The sequence below is a fragment of the Stutzerimonas degradans genome (assembly GCF_024448505.1).
In the GTDB taxonomy this organism is placed as follows: domain Bacteria; phylum Pseudomonadota; class Gammaproteobacteria; order Pseudomonadales; family Pseudomonadaceae; genus Stutzerimonas; species Stutzerimonas degradans.
Genome location: NZ_JAMOHV010000004.1, coordinates 1 through 23,112, shown reverse-complemented (window position 1 = coordinate 23,112; position 23,112 = coordinate 1). Strand labels below are relative to the sequence as shown.

The window sequence follows — 23,112 nt, the reverse complement described above, 5'->3', positions numbered from 1 at the left end:
GGCACGTAGACATCACCCTACTCTGTCTCCCCTTTCAAGCGCTCATGATAGGGACATCAATGATCCGTACACCTGCACTCGCGCTGGCCGTGACATTATTTCTCGGCGGCTGTGCAACCCAGCCCCGTGTCTACGACCCCAGCGACAGCCGCGCATTGAACGTCGCCAAGGCAGCCGGCTTGTCCAAGGCAGAGGACTATCCCGCCGACAAGATACCTGGGGCGGGTATCAGTGGGCTGCTGGACGTCACCACTAGCGCCCTCTCCTTCGAGTCCGCCAACGGACTGGACCTTGCCATGGGCGATGCCGTGGGACTCGGCTTGCTGAGCTTCGTGTTCTCCCCGCCCGCGCAGATGGACCGCAATGCCCTTCTGGCCTGGATTCCTGAAGAGCAGGCCAAAGACAGGGACGAGGCTGCGCTCGTCCTGTCGAAGCTCGTCCTCGACGCAATCGAAACGACGCTGAACGCCGAAGGCATTGCCTACCACATAGAAAAAGCCCACCAGGAGCGGTTGGCCCTGTTCTACCCATTCCTGGAAACAAGACTGGACTTCGATCTGGATGGAAAGAACTGTGGGGTGTCCTACCAGGTGTACAAGACGCAGACCGTAGGTCCGAAGCCGACGCCCACCTTCATAGGTAACGGCGGGTCTGCCTACGGCTTTCTTGCGGGACACGAGATCCAGTACCCATCGTTCGATGTCGGCTGCCTGGGTGCCGATCCCATTCATTCAATCGAACTGGCGAGAAAGATCAGCCATGCGTTACCGGAGACCGTGTTCCTCTACATCTCTCCGAAGCGCCGGCCGGAAGGTGGGCGGACGCCGCCGATGGTGCTGGATCATGGCAACGCCTTAATGTTCATCGAGCCGGCGGCAAACGATAGGGCCGACAGTCGTGCTGCGCCCGTCAATCGCAGCAACGGGGCCGGCAGCCAGGAACAGTCACACCCTCGGCAAGGAGCGGCTTCGTGATTTTCCAGATCCTGATTGTGATCGCCGTAGTGGGCATCATGGCCTATGTATTGCGGGTCTTGGTACTCGCCTACCTCGACCACCAACGGGGCAAGCTGTGGAAATAGTTCCCGACCGTCGACGAATACCTGCTTACAGCCAACCCAACGAGGGGGGTTGGGATCAGCTGAATTCACGGCCGGTCCAGGCAGCTGATGTTCTGGTGCTTGAGCTCGACCGAGGACTTGCTACGGCTGTTGAGCACACAGCGCCTGGTTGTGCTCGGACTTGTTATAGGCAATGCCAGCTGCCTCGGCACGCAGCATCTGAAAGTAGTCGCGTACTGTGGCCTCGACCTCGGCTTCCGACCAGTCCTCGCCGATGCGAATGGTCGTGAACCCGAGGCTTGTCCTGCTGACTTGCTAAGGAAAAACTGTTTTCGATCTGCACAGCTATCCGAGTGAGCCACGCGTCACTCACGGCGCCGGCTAATAACCGATCGAGCAAAACAACTTATACTCGTTTCGCTTCGGCGACGAGTTTTAACAACGATACCAATCGCGAGCCGGCTCCCAGGTGATATATGGTCTGAATCCACCCGGTTGAAGCCCCGGCGAGCCAATCATGTGTATGGTCTGAACGAATATCTTGATATTCTGTTCGGTAACATCCTCAACGAACCCGACGTAATTATAGTTCCGATTATTCTTGCATACCTTAGTTCCTCGACCCATCGCGGTTATCATCTTTGCTTCGTGTTCTTTCTCTATCATTTCTCGTTCGTATTCTTCCCTTGCAACCTGCGCGGCGTATTGCTGCCTAGCCTGCTTGACCCACGCTCTCTCGTAACCAAGCTCTTGCGCCTTACTTAAAAACTCCTGATTGCTAAAATTGGCAGACTCAATAACCGTGAGGGTTGTCTCTTTATAACCGCCATAATTTCCAGTGAATTTTACCCGCGCATAAAAGATGAGATTTTCTTGGGCATCTTCGCAGGCACCATCACTGAAGCGGCCACCAACCATTGTGCAATAGGAGGCCAGACTCTCTCGCACCCCTTTCTCACCGCCGGCGATGGGAAAAAAATTATTATGGTAAACTTTATATTGTTGCGTTTCTAGTTTTTGAGCTCGGAGTGGAGTGACTAACTTGTCAAGCTTATTTGACATTTCCTTCACCAACCGTTCACTAAACTGAATGGCGCTCACGTCCATCTTCGTCGCGTCTACTTTACTTACGGCGCAACCAAGCAAACTAAGAAAACATACGAAAACAAAAACTATCTTAAACTCTCTCATACGAACTCCGCGACAGCATTTACGTTGTGGCCTTTCTTCAGCCAACAATCGAGACATCAACCGAAGGAGCAAAGTTAGCGGTCTATCATCAAGATAGACCTAGGCTAGCCTTTGGCTTTATTGCAGCTATCCAGCAATGCGTTGTCTGTCGCAGCCATCGCCTTGGCAGCGCATACGCCGTAGAACTTCATCACGAACCAATTTCGGTTGAGCTGCTTGTTCAGTGTAATGAGATCGGGCAGCAGATCGGCTGGCTCTCCGAAACGGTCGTAGCTGCGCTGCGCGAGCGCGAGTGCCCGCTCTGGATCCTGCTTACGCAGTACCTCAACCAAAAGCAGGTTATCGTTGTAGAGCGCGCGGTCCCCTGAAACCAGTTCTTCCAGCGCCGTCACCGCATCGCGCCCGCGTCCGTTGACAGTCAGCGAGTTGATTAGCACATGGCGTGAGTAGGCTGCACTGGATGCCGGACTGCGCTCGGCCTGGCGCGCATATGTCATCGCGCTCTTTCGGTCTTGCTTCATCAGCGCGAGCGACGAGTGATGAGCCTGATCAAGACCGCTGAAGAAATGGCGAGCGTTCGACGTGCCCATTACGCTTTGGTATTCAGCAACGCGAAGCGGCGGTCGGTTAGCGTCGTCGTAGTGTTGTTTGAGGTAGCTGCGCAAACTGTCGATTCGGGTCTCGCCCGCATCATGGTGCCGACTCCACTGTGCGAGAAGCTTTGTAACCTGGTCCTCGAGTTTATCTACCTGGCCGTCGAGCGCCTTGGCGAGTGCACTGTTATCACTTGACTTGAATAACCGCACGTAGTCCTGTCTGCGGGCTTCGCGCTGCGCCCTGGTAATGTCGTCCCACGTTTTGATCCGAGTAAGCAGTTTGTGCGCACCGACATAGGAGTAACCCGCGCGAATCATTAGATCAACGCCGAGTCGGTCCGCCTCATCCTCCTGCGCGCGCGTTAATCCCGGGATCAATCCAATTTGGGACAGGCCGAGGCCTGCTTCATTAATGGCGAGCATACGCAGCAGGTCGTTCTCCACGAGGTCCGCCTTGCGCTGGCCGATATACATCTTTCCTGCGCTGTAAAGAAGACCGGAGGCGGTATCTAGCCAGTTCGTCTTGTGGTGAGCCAGCAAAACATGCGCATACTCATGGGCGATCAAAGCCGCCAACTCATCTTCACTCTCAAGCGCACTGAAGACTTTGTAGGGTATGTAGATGCCCCCATCTTCATAGCTCGCAGCACTGAACTCGGTAGTGGGCGTTACATAGACCCGCGCTTCGGCAGGCGCGCCCGGCAAGGTACGCTGGAGTCTTTTGAGGACCGCGTTTGTATAGTCATCTATTTGCGAATGCTCAGCGGTCCCAAGCGCTCGATGCTGCAAAAGATAGCTTTGGGTGGGTTGCTGGCTCACCCGGTCTTGTGCTGATGCAGCACCTGGAAACCGCGCATCGAACAGGGTCAGCGAAGGATCATCCTTCACGATGGAAAGCTTGGGGACTTCAATCTGAGCACAACCGCCTAGCGCGGCAAACCATAGCACTACACAGCTGAGGCGCTTCATGGGCATCCCTCCCCGGCACCTCGGGATACAGCAGCCATTGATCCATGCCGAATCGGCACGCATCCGCTGTTGCCGATTCCAGGGGGCGGAAACACCTCCGCATCCATGCTATCGAGCCAAACCTCTCGCCCGTTGTGGGGGACCTTCAAATAGCCTCTGGGACTCTGCTCGAGCACAGGGATCGGTAATGGCAGCTCGTTCAGTGCCAACTTGCCGCTACGGACAAACAAGCCGTCCTTCTGTAGTTCATAAACGCTGACCGGATCGACAGACACTGCGGTGACTTTCTGTTCGGCAAGACAGGTCAGCGGCAACCCAGCGACCAAAGCGAGGCGAATTACCGTTCGAATCATGCGATCTTCCTTAACGTGTTGGTTGGCACTCGTCCTGTATCGGAGGCTTTAAGAATCCTCCGGGCAAGTTCGAAAATCAGTAGCAGGCCAAGCCAGTCGAGTGGTGGGCGGTGAAGTACGAGGTAGGAAAAGGCACTGACGCCTAGTACCAGCGCTGCGGCAAACGCATGCAGCAGAAAATCGAGGCGTGCTGGGTTGGCTTGGATAAGCGCAGCCGATACCCAGGCCAACAGGAGCCCGAGAACCAGAAGCACCGAGGTGCCCTCTGCTCGAGCGAAGTACTGGTCATCCCATAGCAGGAGATTGTCTAGCGCCATGGCATGTAGATAGACGCCCGGCAGCGCCCCATGCACCGGGCTCGCTACCAAATCATGGATGCCGGCTAGGCTCGTCCCAATCAACACAACGCGGTCTTTCAGAACGTCGCGAGCGCGGGGAGTACCCAGATCCTCCTCACGTATCGTCACGGTGTAAGGGCACGTTTGACGACTCAGTGCCTCGGCATCCTGGTCGAAGCTAGCCAGCAAGCTCGACCATAGAATGCGCGCAGAATCGACCAATCGGCTTGTTGAGCTGGTTTCGGCTGCCGCGCATTGGCTTTTCGATAATAGATCGCGCGAGCGAATCTCCGGCGCAGTGTTGTACCCCCACTGGACAACTAGCGGTGCGCAGAACGCACCTTGCTCGCCGTAAACGGGACCGCTAGGACAGCCCTCCTGGGCTCCACTCTTGCAGAGATGTCTATACAAAGCGAACGCGGCGGTTGGAAGCCCTTCAGAACTACATTGGCCAACGGCGCCTGATGGAGTTGTTCCGAACCAATGAGCCCGGTCCACCATAAGCGGGTAGTCAGCTCCGTAGCCACTCCAGCCCGCCATCGCCAACTGGGTACCCGGCACGCTTGCAAACAAGTTGCGCCGGCCATCGTCGAGCACTGCGAGATAAAGCGGCACACCGGTTTCGTCGAGGGTCTCAGCAAGCGCCTTTTGTGCGAGCGAAAGGGAGGTGTCGTAAGTGCGGTGATCCTCGAGGAGGACGTCCAGGAAAATCGCGGCCGGTCGTTGCTTGGCAACGCGGCGAACGACCTCTTCGTAGTACAAATAACGAGGCGGCCAACTTTCACCGCGTGAGGCCAGTGCCGATTCGTCGATCAGTACTACAGCAACCCGCGGCTGGCCGGCCGCTGGATAGAACGGTGCTGCGACCTGTTGCACGATCTTCTGGGAGTGGCCGTCGACGACGCCTGAAAGCCCGAACGGATCCACTACTTCCAGCAGCCAAGCCGGTACGATCATGGCTAAGAAGATGACCGTCATGCGGGAAAAGGTCGACCTCGCGACCATATGCCGGGGTACAGTCTTCAGTCGCGGGTCGCGAAAGCTTGCAATATAGCTCGCAAGCGCTCGGCTGCGCTGGCGCAAACTTTCAATCGCTGACCTCAGTAATTGACGAGGTCGCTTGCACCTGGCTATGAACTTTACCAGGAGGCCAACATAGTCTTCGATGCCTTTCATTTGCCCAGGTACGACACCCGGACCTTGCTCTTGCTTATCGCTGTTCGGCATCCCTGTCCGCCCACATATTGGCCAACTGCGCCAGTCAAGTTTTCCAACCAACTGATATCATAACGATATCACAGGAAAAGCACGACCCAGTCCGCAATTTGTCGCAGGTCGACCCTGGGTGCGCCAGCTGAGCCTGTTGCGGATCCGAGCTGTCGATGGACCGGAATAATCCTGGCGGGATATAGCGTGCTATACGATTCAGCGCTCAAGCAGAATGGAAACAACAGCAGGTAGAATACTGAGCTGCGCTATCCGCAGTTTCGGTTCACACCGAACACCCTCGGCACTACCAACTCCCACTGCTCGCACTTGTGCCAGGCCCGATACTGCTCATCACACCGATCGGTGTGGCGTACCAGGATCGCCGCCACTTCGCAGTGCTCGACATCGAGGTCGAGCTCGAAGGACTTGGCGGTGCGGCCAACGATTCGATCGTGGGCGTCCAGGATCAGGTAGCGGTCGTCCTGCGGCTGGATTGTGAGGGGATCGCCCGGCTCCAGGCTTGCAAGTGCCTTGTGGACCGCTGAGCTCGGTGGCTGGCGCCCAGCAAAATCCAGGTCGATGTCCTTGAGCGACAGTTGCAGGTAGCGCTTATCGAGTTCTGGCATGGGCTCGCCGGCGAAGCGCTGTCCCATTACCTCTTCGGTCAGGTTGCGCGCAAAGGGGTTGCCGCCCGGAAATTCACACAGCGTCAGCGTCTGCTCGGCGCGGGTCATACCCACGTAATAGAGTCGGCGCTCGTCGCTCAGGGTGTCGGGCTGCGAGGACCAACCACCGTCCAGCACCACCACGTGCCGAAACTCCAGCCCCTTGGCCGAGTGCACCGTGCCCAGGTACAGCCCCTGTTTTGGTTGTTGGCGCAGCTCGCGTGCGTAGTCGTATAGCCAGTCGATCAGCGTGTGGGCGGCGAGCGGGCATTGCCCGAACTCGGCAGTAAGCTGGTCGAATGCGGTCATGAAGAAGCCGTACCAATCCGGAGCAACGGCCGTCTCGCTCAGACGTGGCCATGCTTCGGCCGCCGTGACCGGTTCGGTGATCGCGCGTAGCCCTTCGACCGCACGCACAAAGCCCCGCTGGGCCGTCAGTGGCAATGCACTGTCCTTGTCAGCGGCCAGGCAGTACGGCACGCCGTGCGCCTCGCACCAAGCCTGAACCGGCAGCAAGTACTGGTGTGCGCGCGCCAGTACGGCGCAGCCTTGCCAGTCCTCAGTGTCCAGTGTGAGCAGCCGTTGCAGCTCGGCCATCGCTGCTTGGGCCTGAACGTTTGCGCGTGTTTCGTCTTCGGCGTCGACCCTCAAACGCAGCACCCGCCCTGCCCGCTCCGGATCCAGGTTCTCCCAGTCGCCACCTTTGGGTCGTTCACGACGGGCCGTGTCGATCTGAATGGGATGATCCTGTTTCAGGCGATCCGGGTTACGCCCGATGACACTGTTGGCGGCTTCGATGATGCAGGCACTGGAGCGGTAGTTGTCGACCAGATAGCTGGTCGACGCCGAGTAGTCTTCGCGAAAGCGCTCGATGTAGCGGTTGTTGGTGTCGCGCCAGGCATAGATGTTCTGGTCGTCATCGCCCACCGCCAAGATGCACAGGCGCCCTTCTTCCTCGGCCTTGCGCCCTGCCAGGGCACTGACCAGGCGGTATTGCAGGTCGTCGATGTCCTGGTACTCGTCGACCAGGATGTAGCGGTACCCCCGCATCAACTGTTCGCGCAGGTCATCCTCGCCCTCGACCTGACGCTTGCCTTCGAGCAGCTCGACGGCCTCGCTCATCACCTGGGCGAGCCGCCCCTCCTCGACCGTCTCGCCGCGTTCGAAGCGGGTTCCCGTTAGGCGCATGGCCATGCGGTGATAGGTCATGACGTTGACCCCGAACGCATCAGGCCCGACCAGCTTCAGCAGGCGCTGCTTGATCTCATTCGCGGCATGCCGGTTGAAGGTCAGCGCGACGATGCAGCGTGCCGGAACCCGGCGTACGCGTAGCAGATACGCAATGCGGTGAACGATAACGCGTGTCTTGCCCGAGCCGGGGCCTGCCAGCACCAGGCGGTTGACGTCATCGTCGTCGGAGACGATGACCCGCTGCGCGGCGCTCAGCTTCTCGACGATGCTGCGCCAGGACTCTTCGCTGGTGGCAAGCTTGAGCACCTCCTCGCGGCCAGCGAAGTAGCGTCGGATAAACTCCTGTTTGGCCAGGGTGAAGTAGTGCCTGACCAGGTCGCGGGCTTCGCGCATCGAGCCCAGTGCTACCTCGGCATACTCGCGCATCACGTGCACCTGAATGCGCTTCTCGCGGTAGTGCTCGTCCAGGCGCTGATAGTCGTCTTTGAGGTACCCGGTGCGTTTGTCCGGCTCGACTTCGATGGTCATGGCGCGACGCATCACCGTCATGCCGTGGTTGAGGGTCAGTACGTCCTGTTTGTGCAGATAGAGCAGTACGTGCTCGATGGCTTTGCGGCGCTGGGATTCCGGGATGCGGCTGCGCAGGTCCAGGTCCTGATCGATCAGGTCCATGAGTTCACCGAACGTGGTGTCGACCAACAGATCTTTGCTGCGCGAGCCTGGCGGCAGCTTGCCGATCAGAAACGGAAGCACCACCGCGGCGAGGGCACGACGGCGCTCCCCCAGTCCTTGAATGCCCCGCCAGTTGTAGCCACCGCGGATGCGCAGCTTGAGAAAGTCCTGGCTGATTTGGCGCAACTCGAAGCTGCTGCGCAATTGCGTTTCGCTGTCGTGATCCTGAGCCAGGCTCCGGAGTAGACGCAGCACGTGCAGCGGTATGAGTTCCTGATTGCCGGTGGCGGTTTTGAGTGCGGCGGTCAGCAGCGGCAGGTTCAGATCTTGCCAGTCGCCGCTCTCGGCCTCGGGGGCCTGCTCCTGCAGCAGGTCGAACAGCGCCGACTCCAGCTCCAGCGTGGCTTGCAGGCGTTGTGTGGACGGTCCCACCACACCGTGCCGCACGTACAGGGTGAGCTTGGAGTCGTTGACCAGCAGGCCCAGGTCCTCCATCTGCCGCAGGGTTGCGGTGACCTCTTCGGAGGTGAGGCTGGTCAGGGCCATCAGCGCATCGGTGTTGATGCGCTCGTCCGCGTTCGCGTCATAGAGAAAGCTCAGAATGGCCTTGAATTCTTCCAGCCTACGGGCCGGTAGCTTGGCATTGGCCAGGCGCTTGTCGGCCTCTTCTTTCGAGAGTTTCAGGCTCGCGGGGAAGATCTGGGTCTGGTTTTCCTCACGCCTTAGAAACTGCCCGCGCTCGAGCCACACCACGGCGGTGACGACCTTCGTTTCGGCGTCGCGCTCACCGGCTTCGAAGCTCGTCTCGACCTGCTCGTCCATCAGCACTTCGCCGGCGGTGATGACGACCTTGCCGCCCTTACGCCGCTCGCTCTCCTTGCGCAGTTTGCGCAGGATCTGCTGAATGTCGCGCAGGGTCAGTTTCGAGCCCTCGCACATGCCGAATTGGTTTTCGATGTCTTGGGCGTCGTATAGCAGCACGCAGCGCGCCTCGCCCTGGTCGCGCCCCGCCCGGCCGGCTTCCTGCAGGTAGTTTTCCAACGAGCCTGGAATGTCGGCATGCACCACCAGGCGAATGTCAGACTTGTCCACGCCCATGCCAAAGGCATTGGTGGCCACGATGATCTTGAGCTCGCCGCTCTTGAACGCGTCCTGAATGTCCTTTTTCTCGTGGGGCTCGAGCCCGGCATGAAAGTACTTGCAGGCCCACCCATGGCCAATCAGAAAATCCGCCAGCTCCTCGGCGCCCTTGCGGCTGGAGACGAAGACCACTGCCCCGCCCTCGTTCCGGCCCAGTTCGTCCTCGAGCAGCGCCTGAGTGTGGTGGCGCTTCTCGGCCCGGGCGCAAGGCAGTACCTCGAAGTGCAGGTTGGTGCGCTCGTGGGTCCCGATGAAGCGCTCGAAGGTGATGTCGAGCTGATCCTTGAAGTGCTGCTCGATGTCTTCCAGCACATCGGGCTTGGCCGTGGCGGTGAAGCAACCGATGGCGGCCAGCGCGCCGTCACCGGTGAACTGCTTGATGAAGCGCGAGACGTAGAGGTAGTCCGGGCGAAAGTCCGCGCCCCACTTGGACAGGCAGTGGGCTTCGTCGAAGATCCAGGCGCCGACCTGGCGCTGGGCAATGGCCCGGCGGAAGGCCTTGTTGCGAAACTGCTCGGGCGAGACCAACAAGATGCCCACGTCCCCCAGCTGAATCTTCTCCAGCACCTCGGCCCGCTCGGGCATGGTGAGCAGGCCGTTCAGGGTGGCCGCGCACTGGACGTTGCGAGCCAGAAGCAGTCAATTTATTAACTGAATAATCTCCTCTGAGAATCATCAAGCAACGTCCTGATTGTTGCTTGGATTCTTCACGTGTCACTAGCGCGTCGCGGCTCTGTTCCGGCATACCACATGCTGCGGGCCGATATCAGCCGAGCGCGACGTAAGACAGCGCTCTGGCATGTCAGCCCGAAGACTTATATCCAGCCACCTCTTGGCATGGACTCGATAGCGACTTGGAATGGCTGAGCAGTCCAGGCCTGACCGTGCATGGCGACAGCCATTGCCAGCCGCCCGATAGTTATTCTGCGGCTCATCGTGATCTCCTTTCGAGCGTTTCCTCTTGCGGCGTGCCTGCGTTGTGATAAGTTAGTAACTGATTACTTACTTCTGGAAGCGCAAGTGATGAGCGGACACCCTAAGCATCTACCAGCCGATGAGCGGCGTGTGGCCACCATCGAGGCAGTCGTCGACCTGGCTGCCGAACAGAATCCCAGCGACATCACAACCACTGCCATCGCGCAGCGCATGGGGCTAACCCAGGGCGCACTGTTTCGTCACTTCCCGAATAAGGACGCCATACTGCAGGCGGTGATGTCCTGGGTCACGGAGCGCCTGCTGGCTCGGGTGGACAAGGCCGCAGAAGGCGCCACGTCGCCGCTCGCAGCCCTTGAGGCGATCTTCAAGACGCACATTGACTTCGTGGCCGAACACCCGGGTGTGCCGAGGATGCTCTTCGGGGAATTGCAGCGACCGGGAGAGTCCCTTCCCAAGAAAATGGTGCAGACATTGACCCGTCAATATGGCGAGCGATTGCGTCGACTGCTCGAAGCCGGCAAGGCGCGAGGCGAGCTGTATTCAGAACTGGATGTGGACGCGGCCGCCGTCTTGTTCATCGGCACAATTCAAGGGCTGGTGATGCAGTCGTTGCTGGCGGGTGATGTGGCGCGCATCCGCCGTGACGCGCCGGGCGTATTCGCCGTTTACCACCGCGGTATCCGCCAATCGGAGACCGGGCAATGAAGATCAATGGTTTTTCCAACAAAGCCAGACGTACGATCATTGTTACAGCCCTCGTTGCGATTGCCGGCGGTTTCGCATTCTTCTGGCTGCAGCGCGCCGGTACTGATGACAGTCAGTTGTTCTTGTATGGCAACGTCGACATCCGCGAGGTGCAACTGGCCTTCCGTCAGCCCGGGCGCGTGATGCAAATGGCTTTCGATGAGGGCGATACCGTTCGCGCCGGCGAACGCCTGGCGGCGCTTGACGCGCAACCCTATCGGGAAGCACTTGCGGCAGCACAGGCCCAGGTGCAGGTGGCGCAGGCGGAACTGGCCAAGCTGCGCCGCGGCCTGCGACCGCAGGAAATCACCCAGGCGCGCGAAGCCCTCAGGCAGGCCCAGGCGCTCGCCACCGAGACCGAGCGCAATTTCCAGCGCCAGAGTGGCCTGCTGGCATCGGGCGCCAGCAGCCAGCGCACGGTCGATGCAGCCCGCACGGCGCGCGACCAGGCAGCCGCTGGCGTCGAAGCGGCCAAGGCGGCCCTGTCGCAAGCATCCGAAGGTTTTCGCAAGGAAGACATCGCCGCGGCAGAAGCTCGCCTTGCGGCCGCACAGGCTGCCGCAGCGCAAGCCACGACAGCCTTGGCGGACACCGAGTTGATGGCGCCCAGTAGCGGCACCGTCATCGCACGAGTGCGGGAGCCCGGCAGCATGGTCGCAAGCCAGAGCGCGGTCTACAGCCTGAGCCTGGACAAGCCGGTTTACGTGCGCGCCTACGTGGGCGAGTCGGACTTGGGGCGCATCGCGCCCGGTACTGTGGTGCGCGTCAAAAGCGATTCATCAGAGAAGGTCTATCGCGGCCAGATCGGCTTCATCTCGCCGCGCGCCGAGTTCACCCCCAAGACGGTGGAGACAACGGATTTGCGCACGGATCTGGTCTACCGCCTGCGCATCGTCATCGACGAAGCCGACAGCGACAGTGCCTTGCGCCAGGGCATGCCGGTGACGATCGAGGTCGATGCGAAAGCCGGCACCCGTATCCCGGCGGGGGAGCGTTGAAATGCAGGCAAGCCCTGCTATCGCCGCCGTGCCTGCGGGTGCGGGCGAAGACGCTGCCATCGTCATCGAAGACGTGGACAAGCATTTCGGCGACGTAAAGGCGCTGCGGGGCTTGAGCGCGCGCATCCACTATGGACGGCTGACGGGTCTGGTCGGCCCCGACGGCGCCGGCAAGACGACGCTGATGCGGATTCTGACCGGCCTCCTGGTGCCGAACGCCGGCCACGTCACCTTGGCAGGCTATGACGTGGTCAAGGACAACGACGCCATTCATGTCGCCAGTGGCTACATGCCGCAACGCTTTGGCCTGTACGAAGACCTGTCGGTGATGGAGAACATGCGCCTGTATGCGCAGTTGCGCGGCATGGATGCGGACCGCAACGCCGATCTGTTTGCCGAGCTGCTGGACTTCACGCGGCTCGGACCCTTCACCAAACGCCTGGCCGGCAAGCTCTCCGGCGGCATGAAGCAGAAGCTGGGCCTTGCCTGTGCGCTCATGGCGCGGCCGAAGGTGCTGCTGCTGGACGAGCCGGGCGTGGGTGTCGACCCGGTCAGCCGCCAGGACTTGTGGCGCATGGTGCAGGCGCTGACCGATGAAGGCATGGCCGTGGTCTGGTCCACCGCCTATCTCGACGAAGCCGAGCGCTGCGAGAGCGTGCTGCTGCTGAACCAAGGGAAGCTCCTGTTCGATGGCCCGCCGCAGGAGCTGACCGCGCAGCTCGAAGGCCGCAGTTTCCGTCTGGAAGACGTCGGTGCCGAGCGTCGAGCGGTCCTGACCCAGGCACTCGACCTGCCCAGCGTGAGCGATGGCGTGATCCAGGGCGCCGGCGTGCGCGTGGTGTTGCGCGAGGGCGCTCAAGCGGAGCAGCTCCAGGCCCTGTCCGATCAGGCGCGAGTGGAGCTGGCGCAGGTGCCCGCGCGCTTCGAAGACGCCTTCATCGATCTGCTCGGTGGCGGCCCCGGCGGCACTTCGACGCTGGCCGAGCGTCTGCCGCCGGTTGAGCTGGGTTCCGACATTGCCGTGTCGTGCCGAAACCTCACCAAGCGCTTCGGCGAGTTCACCGCCACCGACAACGTCAGCTTCGAGGTGCAAAAGGGCGAAATCTTCGGCCTGCTCGGCCCTAACGGCGCCGGCAAGTCCACCACCTTCAAGATGTTGTGCGGCCTGATGAAACCAACTGCTGGCGAAGCGCATGTGGTGGGCCATGATCTGCGCCGCGCCACCGGCGCAGCCAAGAGCCGGCTCGGCTACATGGCGCAGAAGTTTTCGCTCTACGGCCTGCTCTCGGTGCAGCAGAACCTGGAATTCTCGGCCGGCGTCTACGGACTGGAAGGCAACACCCGGCGCGAGCGCATTGCCGCGATGATCGAAACCTTCGATCTGGGCGACTGGCTGTCCGCCACGCCCGATTCCCTGCCGCTGGGCCACAAGCAGCGCCTGGCATTGGCTTGTTCGCTGATGCACCGGCCGCCCGTGCTGTTCCTAGATGAACCCACTTCGGGCGTGGACCCGATCACCCGGCGCGAATTCTGGACCCACATCAACGGACTGGCCCGCAAGGGCGTGACCATCATGGTCACCACCCACTTCATGGACGAGGCCGAATACTGCGACCGCGTGGCCATGCTCTCGCGTGCGCAACTGATTGCGCTGGATACGCCCGACGCGCTCAAACGTTCGGCGGTCAGCCCCGAACGACCCGACCCGACGATGGAGGACGCCTTCATTCACCTGGTGGAGTCGGCGGACCGCGAGCTGGAGGCCGCCACATGAACGGCACCACAAAGCACAAGGACGGGAATGGACCACAGCAGACCGACCTGCGCCATTTTGATCTGCGGCGCTTGATCGCCCTGGTCACCAAGGAAAGCTACCAGGCGCTGCGCGACCCCTCGACGCTGCTGATCGCGTTCGTGCTGCCGGTGGTGTTGCTGCTGCTGTTCGCCTATGCGGTGTCGCTGGATGCGAAGGATGTCCGCGTCGGCGTGGTGCTGGAGTCGCCCGGCGCTGCAGCGCAGGAGCTTGCGGCGGCCTTTGCCGGCACAAAGTTCCTGGATGCCCACTTCGCCCATGACCGGCGCGAAGTGGCCGACCAGCTGGTCTCAGGCGACCTGCGCGGCTACGTGGTGATCCCGCAGGATTTCGAGCAGCGGCTGGCCCAGCGTGGCAGCGAGCCGCTGGTGCAGATCGTCACCGACGGCTCCTACCCCAATACCGCCAACTACGTCGAGAACTACGCCCGCGGCGTTGTCCAGTCCTGGCGTGCCGGACTGGACGTCGGAGCACCAGCGCAGGCCGTCATGCTGGAACCGCGCTACTGGTTCAACCCCGAGCTGGAAAGCCGCCGCGCACTGATTCCCGGTGCCATCGCCATCGTCATGACCATCATCGGCACCATGCTGACTGCACTGGTGGTGGCGCGTGAATGGGAGCGCGGCACCATGGAGGCGGTGCTGTCCACGCCGGCCTCGGTGGCCGAAATCCTGATCGGCAAGCTGCTGCCGTACTTCGTGCTCGGCATGCTGTCCACGCTGGGTGCGGCGGCGCTGGCGGTGTTCGTGTTCGGGGTCCCGATGCGGGGCTCGCTGGCGGCGCTGCTGCTGCTGTCGGCGGTGTTCATGGTGCCGGCGCTGGGTCAGGGTCTGCTGATTTCCTCCTTGGCACGCAACCAGTTCCTGGCAGCGCAGATCGCGCTGTTCACGGGCTTCCTGCCGGCCTTCATGTTGTCGGGCTTTCTGTACGAGATCGACGCCATGCCGGCACCGATCCGCGCCATCACCTTGGTGGTTCCGGCGCGCTACTTCGTCGATTCGCTGAAGACGGTGTTCCTGGCCGGCGACATCTGGGCCGTGTTCCTGTCCAACCTGGCGGCCATGGCGGCGATCGGGGGGCTGTTCTTCGTGATCGCCAAGCGCGCCACGCGCAAGAACCTGGAGTGACGCGATGTTGACTTCCGCATTCTCGTTCACCCGCCTGCGCGCCCAGTTCATCAAGGAAGTGCTCAGCGTCCTGCGCGACCCGCGCAGCCGCATGGTGGTGTTCGTGCCGCCGATCCTGCAGTTGCTGGTGTTCGCCTTTGCCGCGACGCTGGAAGTGCGCAACGTCGATATCGCCGTCTACGATCAGGATGCGGGGCGCTGGTCGCACGAGTTGGTACAGCGCCTGGACAGCGCCCGCTTCATCACCCACGTCCGGCATGTCGACAGCCAACAGCAGCTCCACGAGCTGATCGACCGTGGCGAGGTGATCGCCGCGCTCGCCATCCCGGTGGATTTCTCGCGCTCCATCGCCGCCGGCGAAAGTGGCCGCGCGCAGGTACTGGTCGATGGCCGGCGCAGCAACTCCGGGCAGATCACCGTGGCCTATCTGTCCACAATCGCCGCCGATGTCGGCGCCGAGGTCGTGCCCGACGCCCAGGCACCAACGCCCGTGGTCGTGCGCCACTGGTTCAACCCGAATCTGGTCTACCGCTGGTTCATCGTGCCCGGCCTGACGGGCATCCTGGCGCTGTTCAGCTCGCTCTTGATCACCTCGTTGTCGATCGCGCGCGAGCGCGAGCTGGGCACCTTCGACCAGTTGCTGGTGTCGCCCACCTCGACGCCCGAGATCATCATCTCCAAGTCGCTGCCGGCACTCGCAATTGGCACCGGGCTGGGCCTGTTCATGATCAGCGCGGGCGTCTTCCTGTTCGGCATCCCGTTTACGGGCTCGTTTGCACTCCTGCTTGCCAGCCTGGTGCTGTTCATCGCCTCGGTGGTCGGCATCGGTCTGATGATTTCCGCGGTCAGCATGACGCAGCAGCAGGCCATCCTGGGAGCGTTCGCCATCGGCGTGCCGGCGGTGCTGATGTCCGGCTTTGCGACGCCTGTGGAAAACATGCCTGTCGTCCTGCAATGGCTGGCTCAGGCCATCCCACTGACCCATTTCCTCATCATCGTCGAAGGCAGCTTTCTCAAGGCCATGCCGCCCGGTGACATTCTCGCCAGCCTGTGGCCGCTGGCGGTCATCGCCCTCGCCACGCTGACCATGGCCACCGTATTCGTCCGAGGACGCCTGCAATGAAATCCAAGCCCCGCACTCCCTTTCTTCGCGCAACCGTCACCGGCCTGACCCCTGGGCGCGCGCGTCCGCTCGTGCTGGCCCTGTCCTGCGTGCTGCTGACTGCCTGCGCAAGCGTGGGCCCCGACTACCGCGAGCCGCCGCCGGTCGACGTCGGCAGCGGCTGGAGCTTGCCGTTGGCAAGCGAATCCCAGTCCGCAGACTTGAGCCAATGGTGGTCTGCACTGGACGATCCCATCCTCGATCGCCTGATGGCCACGGCGCTGGCACAGAACCTGGATCTGCGCCACGCTGCGGCACGCATCGATGAGGCACGCGCCCTGCGCGATCGTGTGGCCGGCGAGGCATTGCCCACCGCCGCCGCTGGCGCGAGCGTCAACCGGCGCCGTCAAAGCGAGAACGGACCCCTGCCCGTAGGTTCGATCCCCGGCCTTGACGCCACGCAGACCATCTACGACGCGGGCTTCGACGCGGCCTGGGAGGCCGACTTGTTCGGGGCCAAGCGGCGGGCGCTGGAAGGCGCCAGCGCCCGCCTGCAGGCGACCGAAGCCGAGGCGCAGGGCATACGCATGCGCATCGTGGCCGAGGTCGCGCGCACTTGGTTCACCGCCGTCGGCGCCCGCTACGAGTTGCACGCACAACAGGCCACACTGGATACGCTGCAGCAGACCTTGGAATTGGTGCGCCTGCGGCATGCGCTGGGCGACGCGTCGGCCGCCGACGTGGAGGCGGCGTACGCCCAATGGACAGCAGTCAACGCGCTCATCCCGGATATCCAGGCGCGTCAGCGCGCCGCGATACTCAGCCTGGGCGTGCTGCTGGGCGCGCCGCCGGAGCGGGAGCTGGCACTGCTGGATGGCCCCTTGACGCCGAGCACGCTGCGGGCGCTGCCGGTGGGCGAGCGCGCAGAGATGCTGCGCCGGCGCCCGGACGTGCTGGCTGCGGAACGTCGCCTGGCAGCGAGTTCCGCCGACATCGGCGTGGCCACGGCCGAGTTGTTCCCCAAACTCTCCATCGGTGTCGGCGGCGGGTTCCAAGCGCTCAGTACGGGCGATTGGTTCGATGCATCCAGCTCGCGTTTTTCCATCCTGCCGCTGATTTCCTGGCGCCTGTTCGACGGTGGCCGTGTGCGAGCCGAAATTCGGGCACGCGAGGCAGCCGAGCGGCAGGCTGCGCTGGCCTACGAGCAGGCGGTGCTGGCGGCGCTGGGCGATGCCGAGCGCGCGCTGGGCGACTATCACGGCGGGCTGGACACACTGGAGCGCCGCGGCATGGCACTGGATGCCACGCGCGTGAGCTACGGCCACGCCAAGGCCCGCTACGCCGCGGGTGACATCGCCCTGGTCGAACTGCTGGCAGCCCAGCGCAGCCTGCACGAGGCCGAAACCGCAGCCGCGCGGGCGCATACCAACGCCGCCGTGCAATTGGTGGCGCTGTACAAGGCCCTTGGGGGTGGCTGGGGCGAGTCCATGGCTGTGCAGCAGCAAGTCAGCTGGCTCGCCACGGTGCCCGAGGATGGCTAAGCGCTGCGTTGGCTGGATTGTTTAGCGAATGGGCGATGAACATCTCAAGGATTTCGCGCCTCTTCACCATGCGCGAGTTGTCAACGTAGCGCCTTGCGTACGAAGACATCGAGCTTCCCAAGCCTGAATGCTTCTTGCACGAACATAGCAACCGTTCGTCATACCCAAAGTCTTCATCAACAACATCAACGGAGAAACTCGTGAGTCAGCCCTTAAAACTAGGATCGTTCTTCGCCGTCTCGCTTTCCGTGATTTTGGCAACCTTCGCCACGTCACTTGGTGCGCAGTCCGTAGAGACGGCAAAGCCAATGGGGCTTCGGACCATAATGAAAAGACTTGACCATGATATGCAAGCCGTCACGGGCGCGATCTCCAAAGAAGATTGGTCATTGGTTGCCGAGTTGGCACCAAGAATTGCCAAGCATGCCGAGCCACCTATTTCGGAAAAGATGCGCATTCTCGCCTGGCTTGGAGCAGAAGCCGGAAAGTTTCGAGGCTTTGATGGAAGGGTGCATGATGCCGCGACTGCCATGGGTGAAGCTGCTAAGCGGAGTGACGGCCAAGCAGTCATCGTGGCCTTCGCCAAGACACAGCAAAGCTGCCTAGCCTGCCACCAAAGTTTCCGTCCCTCGTTCGTTAAACATTTCTATTGAATGTCCGCTTTTGGCCGATAACAGTCATCCAATAACGCAGCGCACCTCCGGCGCTAGCCTCACCGCACAATCATCAACTCATCCCACCTCGTCGTATACCGCTGACTCATCATCTCGCGCCTCATCGACCACTCCGCGGTGGCCGGGATTCGCCCGAGGCGGACGGTTCCCCTGCCCTCACGCGCGTTAATCTGATCGACCACGGCCATCAGACGATCGGCACCGGGGCGCGGCGCGGCGGCGAACAGGTCACCCGTGAATTCGCCGCGCTGCCGCAGATCCATCAGCAGCACTTCCCCTTTGCTGTAGGCGTAACCCTGCCGGTAGATGGCCTCAAGCCCACGCACGGCTGCAGCGGCCAGCACGCGAGTATCGTCAGTCGGATACGGCAACGGGCAGCTGATGGCGTTGGCGTAGCGCGGCTGGTTGGGGTTGTGCATGCCGGTGCGGATGGCAACCTGCAGCTCGCCGGCCAGGCTTTGCTGGGAGCGCAGCTTCTCGGCGGCCTTGGTAACGTAGGCCACGACCGCCTCGCGGATCGGTGCGATGTCGCGCAGGCGGCGGCCGAACATTTTCGAGGAGCAGATCATCTGCCGGGGCGGTACCGCCTCCTCCAGCTCAAGGCAGGAGATTCCGCGCAACTCGCGGGCGGTTTTCTCAAGCACCACGCTGAATTGCTTTCGCAGCGATGGCGAGTCGTACTGCGCCAGGTCCCAGGCCGTCTGGATACCCAGCGGTCGCAGGCGAGCAGTCAGCCGCCGGCCGACGCCCCACACTTCACCCACCTCGGTCATCCGCAACAGCCGGTCGCGCCGCTCGGGGTCGCGCAGGTCGATCACCCCGCCGGACTTTCTCCACGTCTTCGCCGCCCAGTTGGCGAGCTTGGCCAAGGTCTTCGTCGGCCCGATGCCCACGCCAACCGGTATGCCGGTCCAGCGCAGCACTCGCTCGCGCGCCTCATGCCCCAGCGGCACCAGGTCGCCGTTCATCCCTGTCAGATCGGCAAACGCCTCGTCGATGCTGTACACCTCGATCCGCGGAAACATACCCTCAAGCGTCGTCATCACCCGGGCACTCATCTGCCCGTAGAGCTCGTAGTTGCTGGAGAAGCACACCACGCCCCACTCGCGCATCTGATCGCGCCACTGGAAGTAAGGCGCGCCCATGGGAATGCCCAGGCGTTTGGCCTCGCGTGTACGCGCGATGACGCAACCGTCGTTGTTGCTCAGCACCACCACCGGCACGCTGTCTAGCCAGGGCCGGTAGACGCGCTCGCACGAGCAGTAGAACGAGTTGCAGTCGATCAGCGCGAACATAGTTGATGCAGATTGTGAGTAGCCACACCCTACACATGGAGGGACTCGGTGACAGGGATGGCGCGGTAGTCCGGGTTTTCGGGCTGCAGCCAGACCCCGGCCGGCGTGATCTGCAGCCGCTTCACTGTCATCCCGCCGTCGACGTATGCGACCACGATGTGGCCGGAGCGCGCCTCCAGTGCCTTGTTGACCACCAGCACGTCACCATCGTAGATACCGGCGCCGATCATGCTCGGGCCCTCGACGCGTACCAGGTAGACGTGCGGCGTTCGGAGATCGATCAGCTCATCGATAGATAGCGTGACCTCCTCATAGTCGGCGGCGGGCGAGGGGAAACCGGCGGGCACGCGGGTATCGATGTACTGCAGGAATGTTGATGTTGGGCCGAGCTGGCCGAGAATGGTGGCGCGCATAATACTGCTCTGCGATTACTGTATATGTGTACAGTAAACCGCGAGCACATCATGCGGTCAATGTAGAAGAGGCAGCCATCCGATAGCACGCTGGAGGGGATATGTGTGGTCGATTCACGCAGTACCGAACAGCAGTCGAGTACCTGAATGCGCTGCGCTATGACAAGCCCATCCAGGGCGGGATCGACCCTGAGCCGATCAACCGGTACAACATCGCGCCGCGTTCACGCGTGATGATCTTCTACGAGACCGATACAGGCCTGCGCATGGCCCGCTTGCCTTGGGGATATCAGCCCTTCTGGGCAGTGGGTAAGCGCTCGCCCGCGATCAACGCGCGCGTCGAGACGGCTGCGACCAGCCGATTTTTCCGAGATATCTGGGCGACCGGCCGAACGCTCGTTGCGGCGGATGGCTGGTACGAGTGGGTCAAAGACCCATCGGACCCGAAGAAAAAGCAGCCCTACTACATCCGCCGCAAGGATGGTGAGCCGCTATGGTTTGCCGCATTGGCGCAGGTGGACCGCACCGGTATGACCGATCGCGAAGGCGATGGCTTCGTGATCATCACAGCCAACAGCGATCAGGGCATGGTGGACATCCATGACCGCCGGTCTGTCGTGCTTGAAGCGGATCTGGCAAGGGAATGGATTGAGCCGGACCTTACACTTGAGCGAGCCGAAGAGATCGTGAGACACCTAGCTTTACCGGTGGAAGTGTTCGAATGGTTTCCGGTCAACCGTGCCGTGGGCAACGTCCGCAACGAAGGCCTCTCGCTAATAGAGCCAACCAGCTAAATTCATCGCCCTTCCGTCAGTAGCTCCTCTCGAAGAACCTGGACCCCGTCCGGCGCCTCGATGACCAACCTGAAGCTGCTCCAAGTGGAGCCCTCGAACACGCGACGAATGTCGGGATCTACCCCCGCAACGAGCCACGATAGCGCTTGGTGCGTTTTTGAGGCTTTGAGCACCACGGTATAGCCACCACCCACCTGAAAAGCTCACAGCGACGTTCTGGCGCCTTCTCATGGCGACAGCTCTCAGCCACAGGCAGGGACCTGCAATCTCTGCTGCTCAAACGTGATGCGATTCATAAGGCAATGCTCAACCGGATAGCCATGGACGTGCCGCTCGGGCGGTTGAGCCGAGCCAACGAAATAGCAAGTACCCAGCTTGAACCTCAGCCCGCCCGAGGAGTACTTCTTGCTCAACAGGCAAGCCTCATTTCCCTGGATGGCGTAGCCGCAAATATCACCCCAGCGGAAACTCACTCCGCCGCATTCAAGGCCAACGTCTGTGACTTGCAGGATTTCCTGTATCCGGAGGCCGCCAATCGCAAGTGCGAAAAATCTCCCGTTCGGAAGAATCGGGGGAAAGAACCGTCCTGGGCCAATTTCTCGAAAATTCAATTCTCGCTCTCGCTTCTGACGCGTCCAGGACGATCAGCCAATACCGTTACGCCTGAACCTCGGTCGGTTGCGAACAGGCCCCATCAGGCCACCACACGGCACAGTGAATTATTCAGTTCGCGCACTCGCTTCACCAATATCCGCTATGCGACACAAATCCCCAACTTTTTGTGAAAATCTCATCTCGCAATAGATTTATACGGAATGAGGTCCACTTTTTTTTCGTTGTTTAGAACGGCCGAGTATTAGAACGCGAAGCTTAGAACAGGGCTCAAACCCTCATGGGTGCTGGGTTCTGCACGTTCGAAGCTTCGCGAAAAGCAGGTCCGCGTTCTAAGCTTCGGGCCGCCCGTTCTAAACAACCCGTTCTAACACTCGCTGGGAAGCTTAGAACGGGGCTCAAACCCGCATAGTTGCTGGGTTCTGCCGTTCTAAGCTTCGAGAAAAGCAGGTCTGCGTTCTAAGCTTCGCGCCGCCCGTTCTAAACAACCCGTCGCTCAAACCAAACCGTTCGAGCTCGCTGACTGGCTTCTGGCCAATAGCTTGCCCGTCATCAGCGTACGGGCCATTAGCAGCCGCTCATGAAGTGACGTAGCCAACCGCAATCAGACATTGTCTGGATTGCCACAACTATACGCTCCCGCTCGTTGCTTGAGTTTCAGGCAGACGTTTTCTTCCCCTGCCTCAACTGATAGTTCATCGCCCAGACTCCATCCGAGTTGCTCAAGTAGCTCGGATGGAAGCTCAACGATGACGTCTCCGCTGCCATCCCCAGGGTCTTGGCATACAACTCGCCAACTCTCAGGTGTAGTAGTCATAAATCGTCCTCACACAGTGGGCACAGTATGGCAGCTTCATCTCGGACAGATCCGCTTCGTACGATGGGGGCGGCATTTGGCCGATGGTGGCCCCCCACGACAGGCTGCTATCAGCATGCAGCCTGTCACACGCCGCAGCTTTCGGTCGTAATGTGACCGCCCGGTCATCAAATTATGCTTTTTCGCATAAAGTTGCATAATTCGATTTTTCGTTATCGCTCTGCTGATTTTTTTTTGGAAAATTGGTATTCAATGGCGAAATTTATCGCTATCTCCAAATTTAATGTCGCGCGACCTATCGTTCCGATTTGGTGCGACAGTAGCTGATTTCAACCGTTGCCTCGCTTCAAGCCAAGAAGAGTGCTGGCTTGTCATTAGGTAACCGCGCTGAGTACTCCAGGACAGCCCTGCTGCGCGAGATCGGCAGCCTACGGCTAGCTATGTAGCTATAGGCTGCTAGAGACGCTGCAGTGCCAGTTATAGGCCTTCTTGGGCATGGTGATAGCTCTCTACCACACACCGGCACCTACCCGTACTGAGAAAACGCTCCCTCCCATCAGCTCGATCAGCGTTCGGAAATATTCCTCCCGCTTTTTTCGGTGCCTGCGCATCCACTATCGCCTCCGGCGCATTTTTCCGGCTGCTTGGTGTTACCCAGGCATCGGCATACTTCCGCTACGCGACACGGCTTCCTACTCGCCTCGTAAATTCACCATTCGTAATAGATTTATACGGCATGAACCCCGTTTTTCTGGCGAAGGGTGAAAGTGAAAGGCCGCCTGTGCACGAAGGGTGAAAGTGGCTGCAGCCCTCGCCGTTGCTGGGTTTCACACTTTCACCTTACGCGAAAACGGGCTTCCAA

The 23,112-nt window shown here is 60.9% G+C and carries 17 protein-coding genes and 1 pseudogene; 10 read left to right on the top strand and 8 right to left on the bottom strand.

Translation table 11 applies throughout. The features are described from left to right. The first annotated feature begins 59 nt into the window (after nt 1–59). Nucleotides 60–974 (top strand): hypothetical protein, encoded by a 915-nt coding sequence (locus NAV27_RS07335; protein WP_102828798.1) that lies wholly within the window; start codon nt 60–62, stop codon nt 972–974. Nucleotides 975–1,495: 521 nt separating this feature from the next. Here NAV27_RS07335 and NAV27_RS07325 read toward each other — a convergent pair. From NAV27_RS07325 to NAV27_RS07305, 5 genes and pseudogenes are all read right to left on the bottom strand, one after another. Continuing rightward, nucleotides 1,496–2,251, bottom strand: a complete 756-nt coding sequence (locus NAV27_RS07325; protein ID WP_102828797.1) for a hypothetical protein — start codon at nt 2,249–2,251, stop codon at nt 1,496–1,498. Nucleotides 2,252–2,355: 104 nt separating this feature from the next. Continuing rightward, nucleotides 2,356–3,816, bottom strand: a complete 1,461-nt coding sequence (locus NAV27_RS07320) for a M48 family metalloprotease (RefSeq protein ID WP_180981431.1) — start codon at nt 3,814–3,816, stop codon at nt 2,356–2,358. Beyond that, nucleotides 3,813–4,169: a hypothetical protein gene (locus tag NAV27_RS07315; protein WP_179484042.1), complete on the bottom strand. Its 357-nt coding sequence runs from the start codon at nt 4,167–4,169 to the stop codon at nt 3,813–3,815. Before NAV27_RS07315 ends, NAV27_RS07320 begins: the two co-directional genes overlap by 4 nt. After that, a complete protein-coding gene (locus tag NAV27_RS07310) occupies nt 4,166–5,485 on the bottom strand; it encodes a CHASE2 domain-containing protein (RefSeq protein WP_180981430.1) in 1,320 nt (439 codons plus the stop codon). Before NAV27_RS07310 ends, NAV27_RS07315 begins: the two co-directional genes overlap by 4 nt. A 497-nt stretch (nt 5,486–5,982) precedes the next feature. Next, nucleotides 5,983–10,020: pseudogene (locus tag NAV27_RS07305) on the bottom strand (UvrD-helicase domain-containing protein); the annotation flags it as partial. A 429-nt stretch (nt 10,021–10,449) separates the two neighbouring features. On the opposite strand from NAV27_RS07305, the gene NAV27_RS07300 reads away from it, so the two are divergent. The 7 genes from NAV27_RS07300 to NAV27_RS07270 all read left to right on the top strand — a co-directional run bounded on the left by NAV27_RS07300 (nt 10,450) and on the right by NAV27_RS07270 (nt 18,298). After that, complete coding sequence (locus NAV27_RS07300; protein ID WP_439794564.1) at nt 10,450–11,025, top strand: TetR/AcrR family transcriptional regulator; 576 nt, start codon at nt 10,450–10,452, stop codon at nt 11,023–11,025. Further along, nucleotides 11,022–12,062, top strand: coding sequence for a secretion protein HlyD (gene hlyD / locus NAV27_RS07295; RefSeq protein WP_102828793.1), 1,041 nt, complete (start codon nt 11,022–11,024; stop codon nt 12,060–12,062). The genes NAV27_RS07300 and hlyD overlap by 4 nt, the downstream gene beginning before the upstream one ends. A 1-nt stretch (nt 12,063) precedes the next feature. Next, on the top strand, nt 12,064–13,836 hold the full coding sequence (locus tag NAV27_RS07290) for an ATP-binding cassette domain-containing protein (protein ID WP_102828792.1): 1,773 nt from the start codon (nt 12,064–12,066) through the stop codon (nt 13,834–13,836). After that, nucleotides 13,833–15,002 (top strand): ABC transporter permease, encoded by a 1,170-nt coding sequence (locus tag NAV27_RS07285; RefSeq protein WP_102828791.1) that lies wholly within the window; start codon nt 13,833–13,835, stop codon nt 15,000–15,002. The genes NAV27_RS07290 and NAV27_RS07285 overlap by 4 nt, the downstream gene beginning before the upstream one ends. A 4-nt stretch (nt 15,003–15,006) precedes the next feature. Then, nucleotides 15,007–16,125 carry an ABC transporter permease gene (locus NAV27_RS07280; protein ID WP_010792190.1) on the top strand — a complete coding sequence of 373 codons (1,119 nt, stop codon included), beginning with the start codon at nt 15,007–15,009 and terminating at the stop codon, nt 16,123–16,125. Beyond that, a complete protein-coding gene (locus tag NAV27_RS07275; RefSeq protein WP_232249099.1) occupies nt 16,122–17,645 on the top strand; it encodes an efflux transporter outer membrane subunit in 1,524 nt (507 codons plus the stop codon). Before NAV27_RS07280 ends, NAV27_RS07275 begins: the two co-directional genes overlap by 4 nt. 200 nt (nt 17,646–17,845) lie before the next feature. Continuing rightward, nucleotides 17,846–18,298 (top strand): cytochrome c, encoded by a 453-nt coding sequence (locus NAV27_RS07270; RefSeq protein WP_102828790.1) that lies wholly within the window; start codon nt 17,846–17,848, stop codon nt 18,296–18,298. Nucleotides 18,299–18,357: 59 nt separating this feature from the next. On the opposite strand, the gene umuC is transcribed toward NAV27_RS07270, so the two are convergent. Both umuC and NAV27_RS07260 read right to left on the bottom strand, forming a co-directional pair. Further along, nucleotides 18,358–19,614 (bottom strand): translesion error-prone DNA polymerase V subunit UmuC, encoded by a 1,257-nt coding sequence (gene umuC, locus NAV27_RS07265; RefSeq protein ID WP_008569995.1) that lies wholly within the window; start codon nt 19,612–19,614, stop codon nt 18,358–18,360. 29 nt (nt 19,615–19,643) lie between these two features. Next, nucleotides 19,644–20,027 carry a LexA family protein gene (locus NAV27_RS07260; RefSeq protein WP_102828789.1) on the bottom strand — a complete coding sequence of 128 codons (384 nt, stop codon included), beginning with the start codon at nt 20,025–20,027 and terminating at the stop codon, nt 19,644–19,646. 101 nt (nt 20,028–20,128) lie between these two features. Here NAV27_RS07260 and NAV27_RS07255 point away from each other — a divergent pair, with 101 nt between their 5' ends. Both NAV27_RS07255 and NAV27_RS07250 read left to right on the top strand, forming a co-directional pair. Further along, nucleotides 20,129–20,821 carry an SOS response-associated peptidase family protein gene (locus NAV27_RS07255; RefSeq protein WP_102828788.1) on the top strand — a complete coding sequence of 231 codons (693 nt, stop codon included), beginning with the start codon at nt 20,129–20,131 and terminating at the stop codon, nt 20,819–20,821. Nucleotides 20,822–21,141: 320 nt separating this feature from the next. Then, the gene (locus NAV27_RS07250; RefSeq protein WP_167138119.1) at nt 21,142–21,606 is read left to right on the top strand and encodes a hypothetical protein; all 465 of its coding nucleotides are present in this window, start codon (nt 21,142–21,144) and stop codon (nt 21,604–21,606) included. A 431-nt stretch (nt 21,607–22,037) separates the two neighbouring features. Here the strand turns inward: NAV27_RS07250 and NAV27_RS07245 are convergent, their stop codons facing one another. Further along, nucleotides 22,038–22,250 carry an AbrB/MazE/SpoVT family DNA-binding domain-containing protein gene (locus NAV27_RS07245; RefSeq protein ID WP_102828787.1) on the bottom strand — a complete coding sequence of 71 codons (213 nt, stop codon included), beginning with the start codon at nt 22,248–22,250 and terminating at the stop codon, nt 22,038–22,040. Nucleotides 22,251–23,112: the final 862 nt, after the last annotated feature.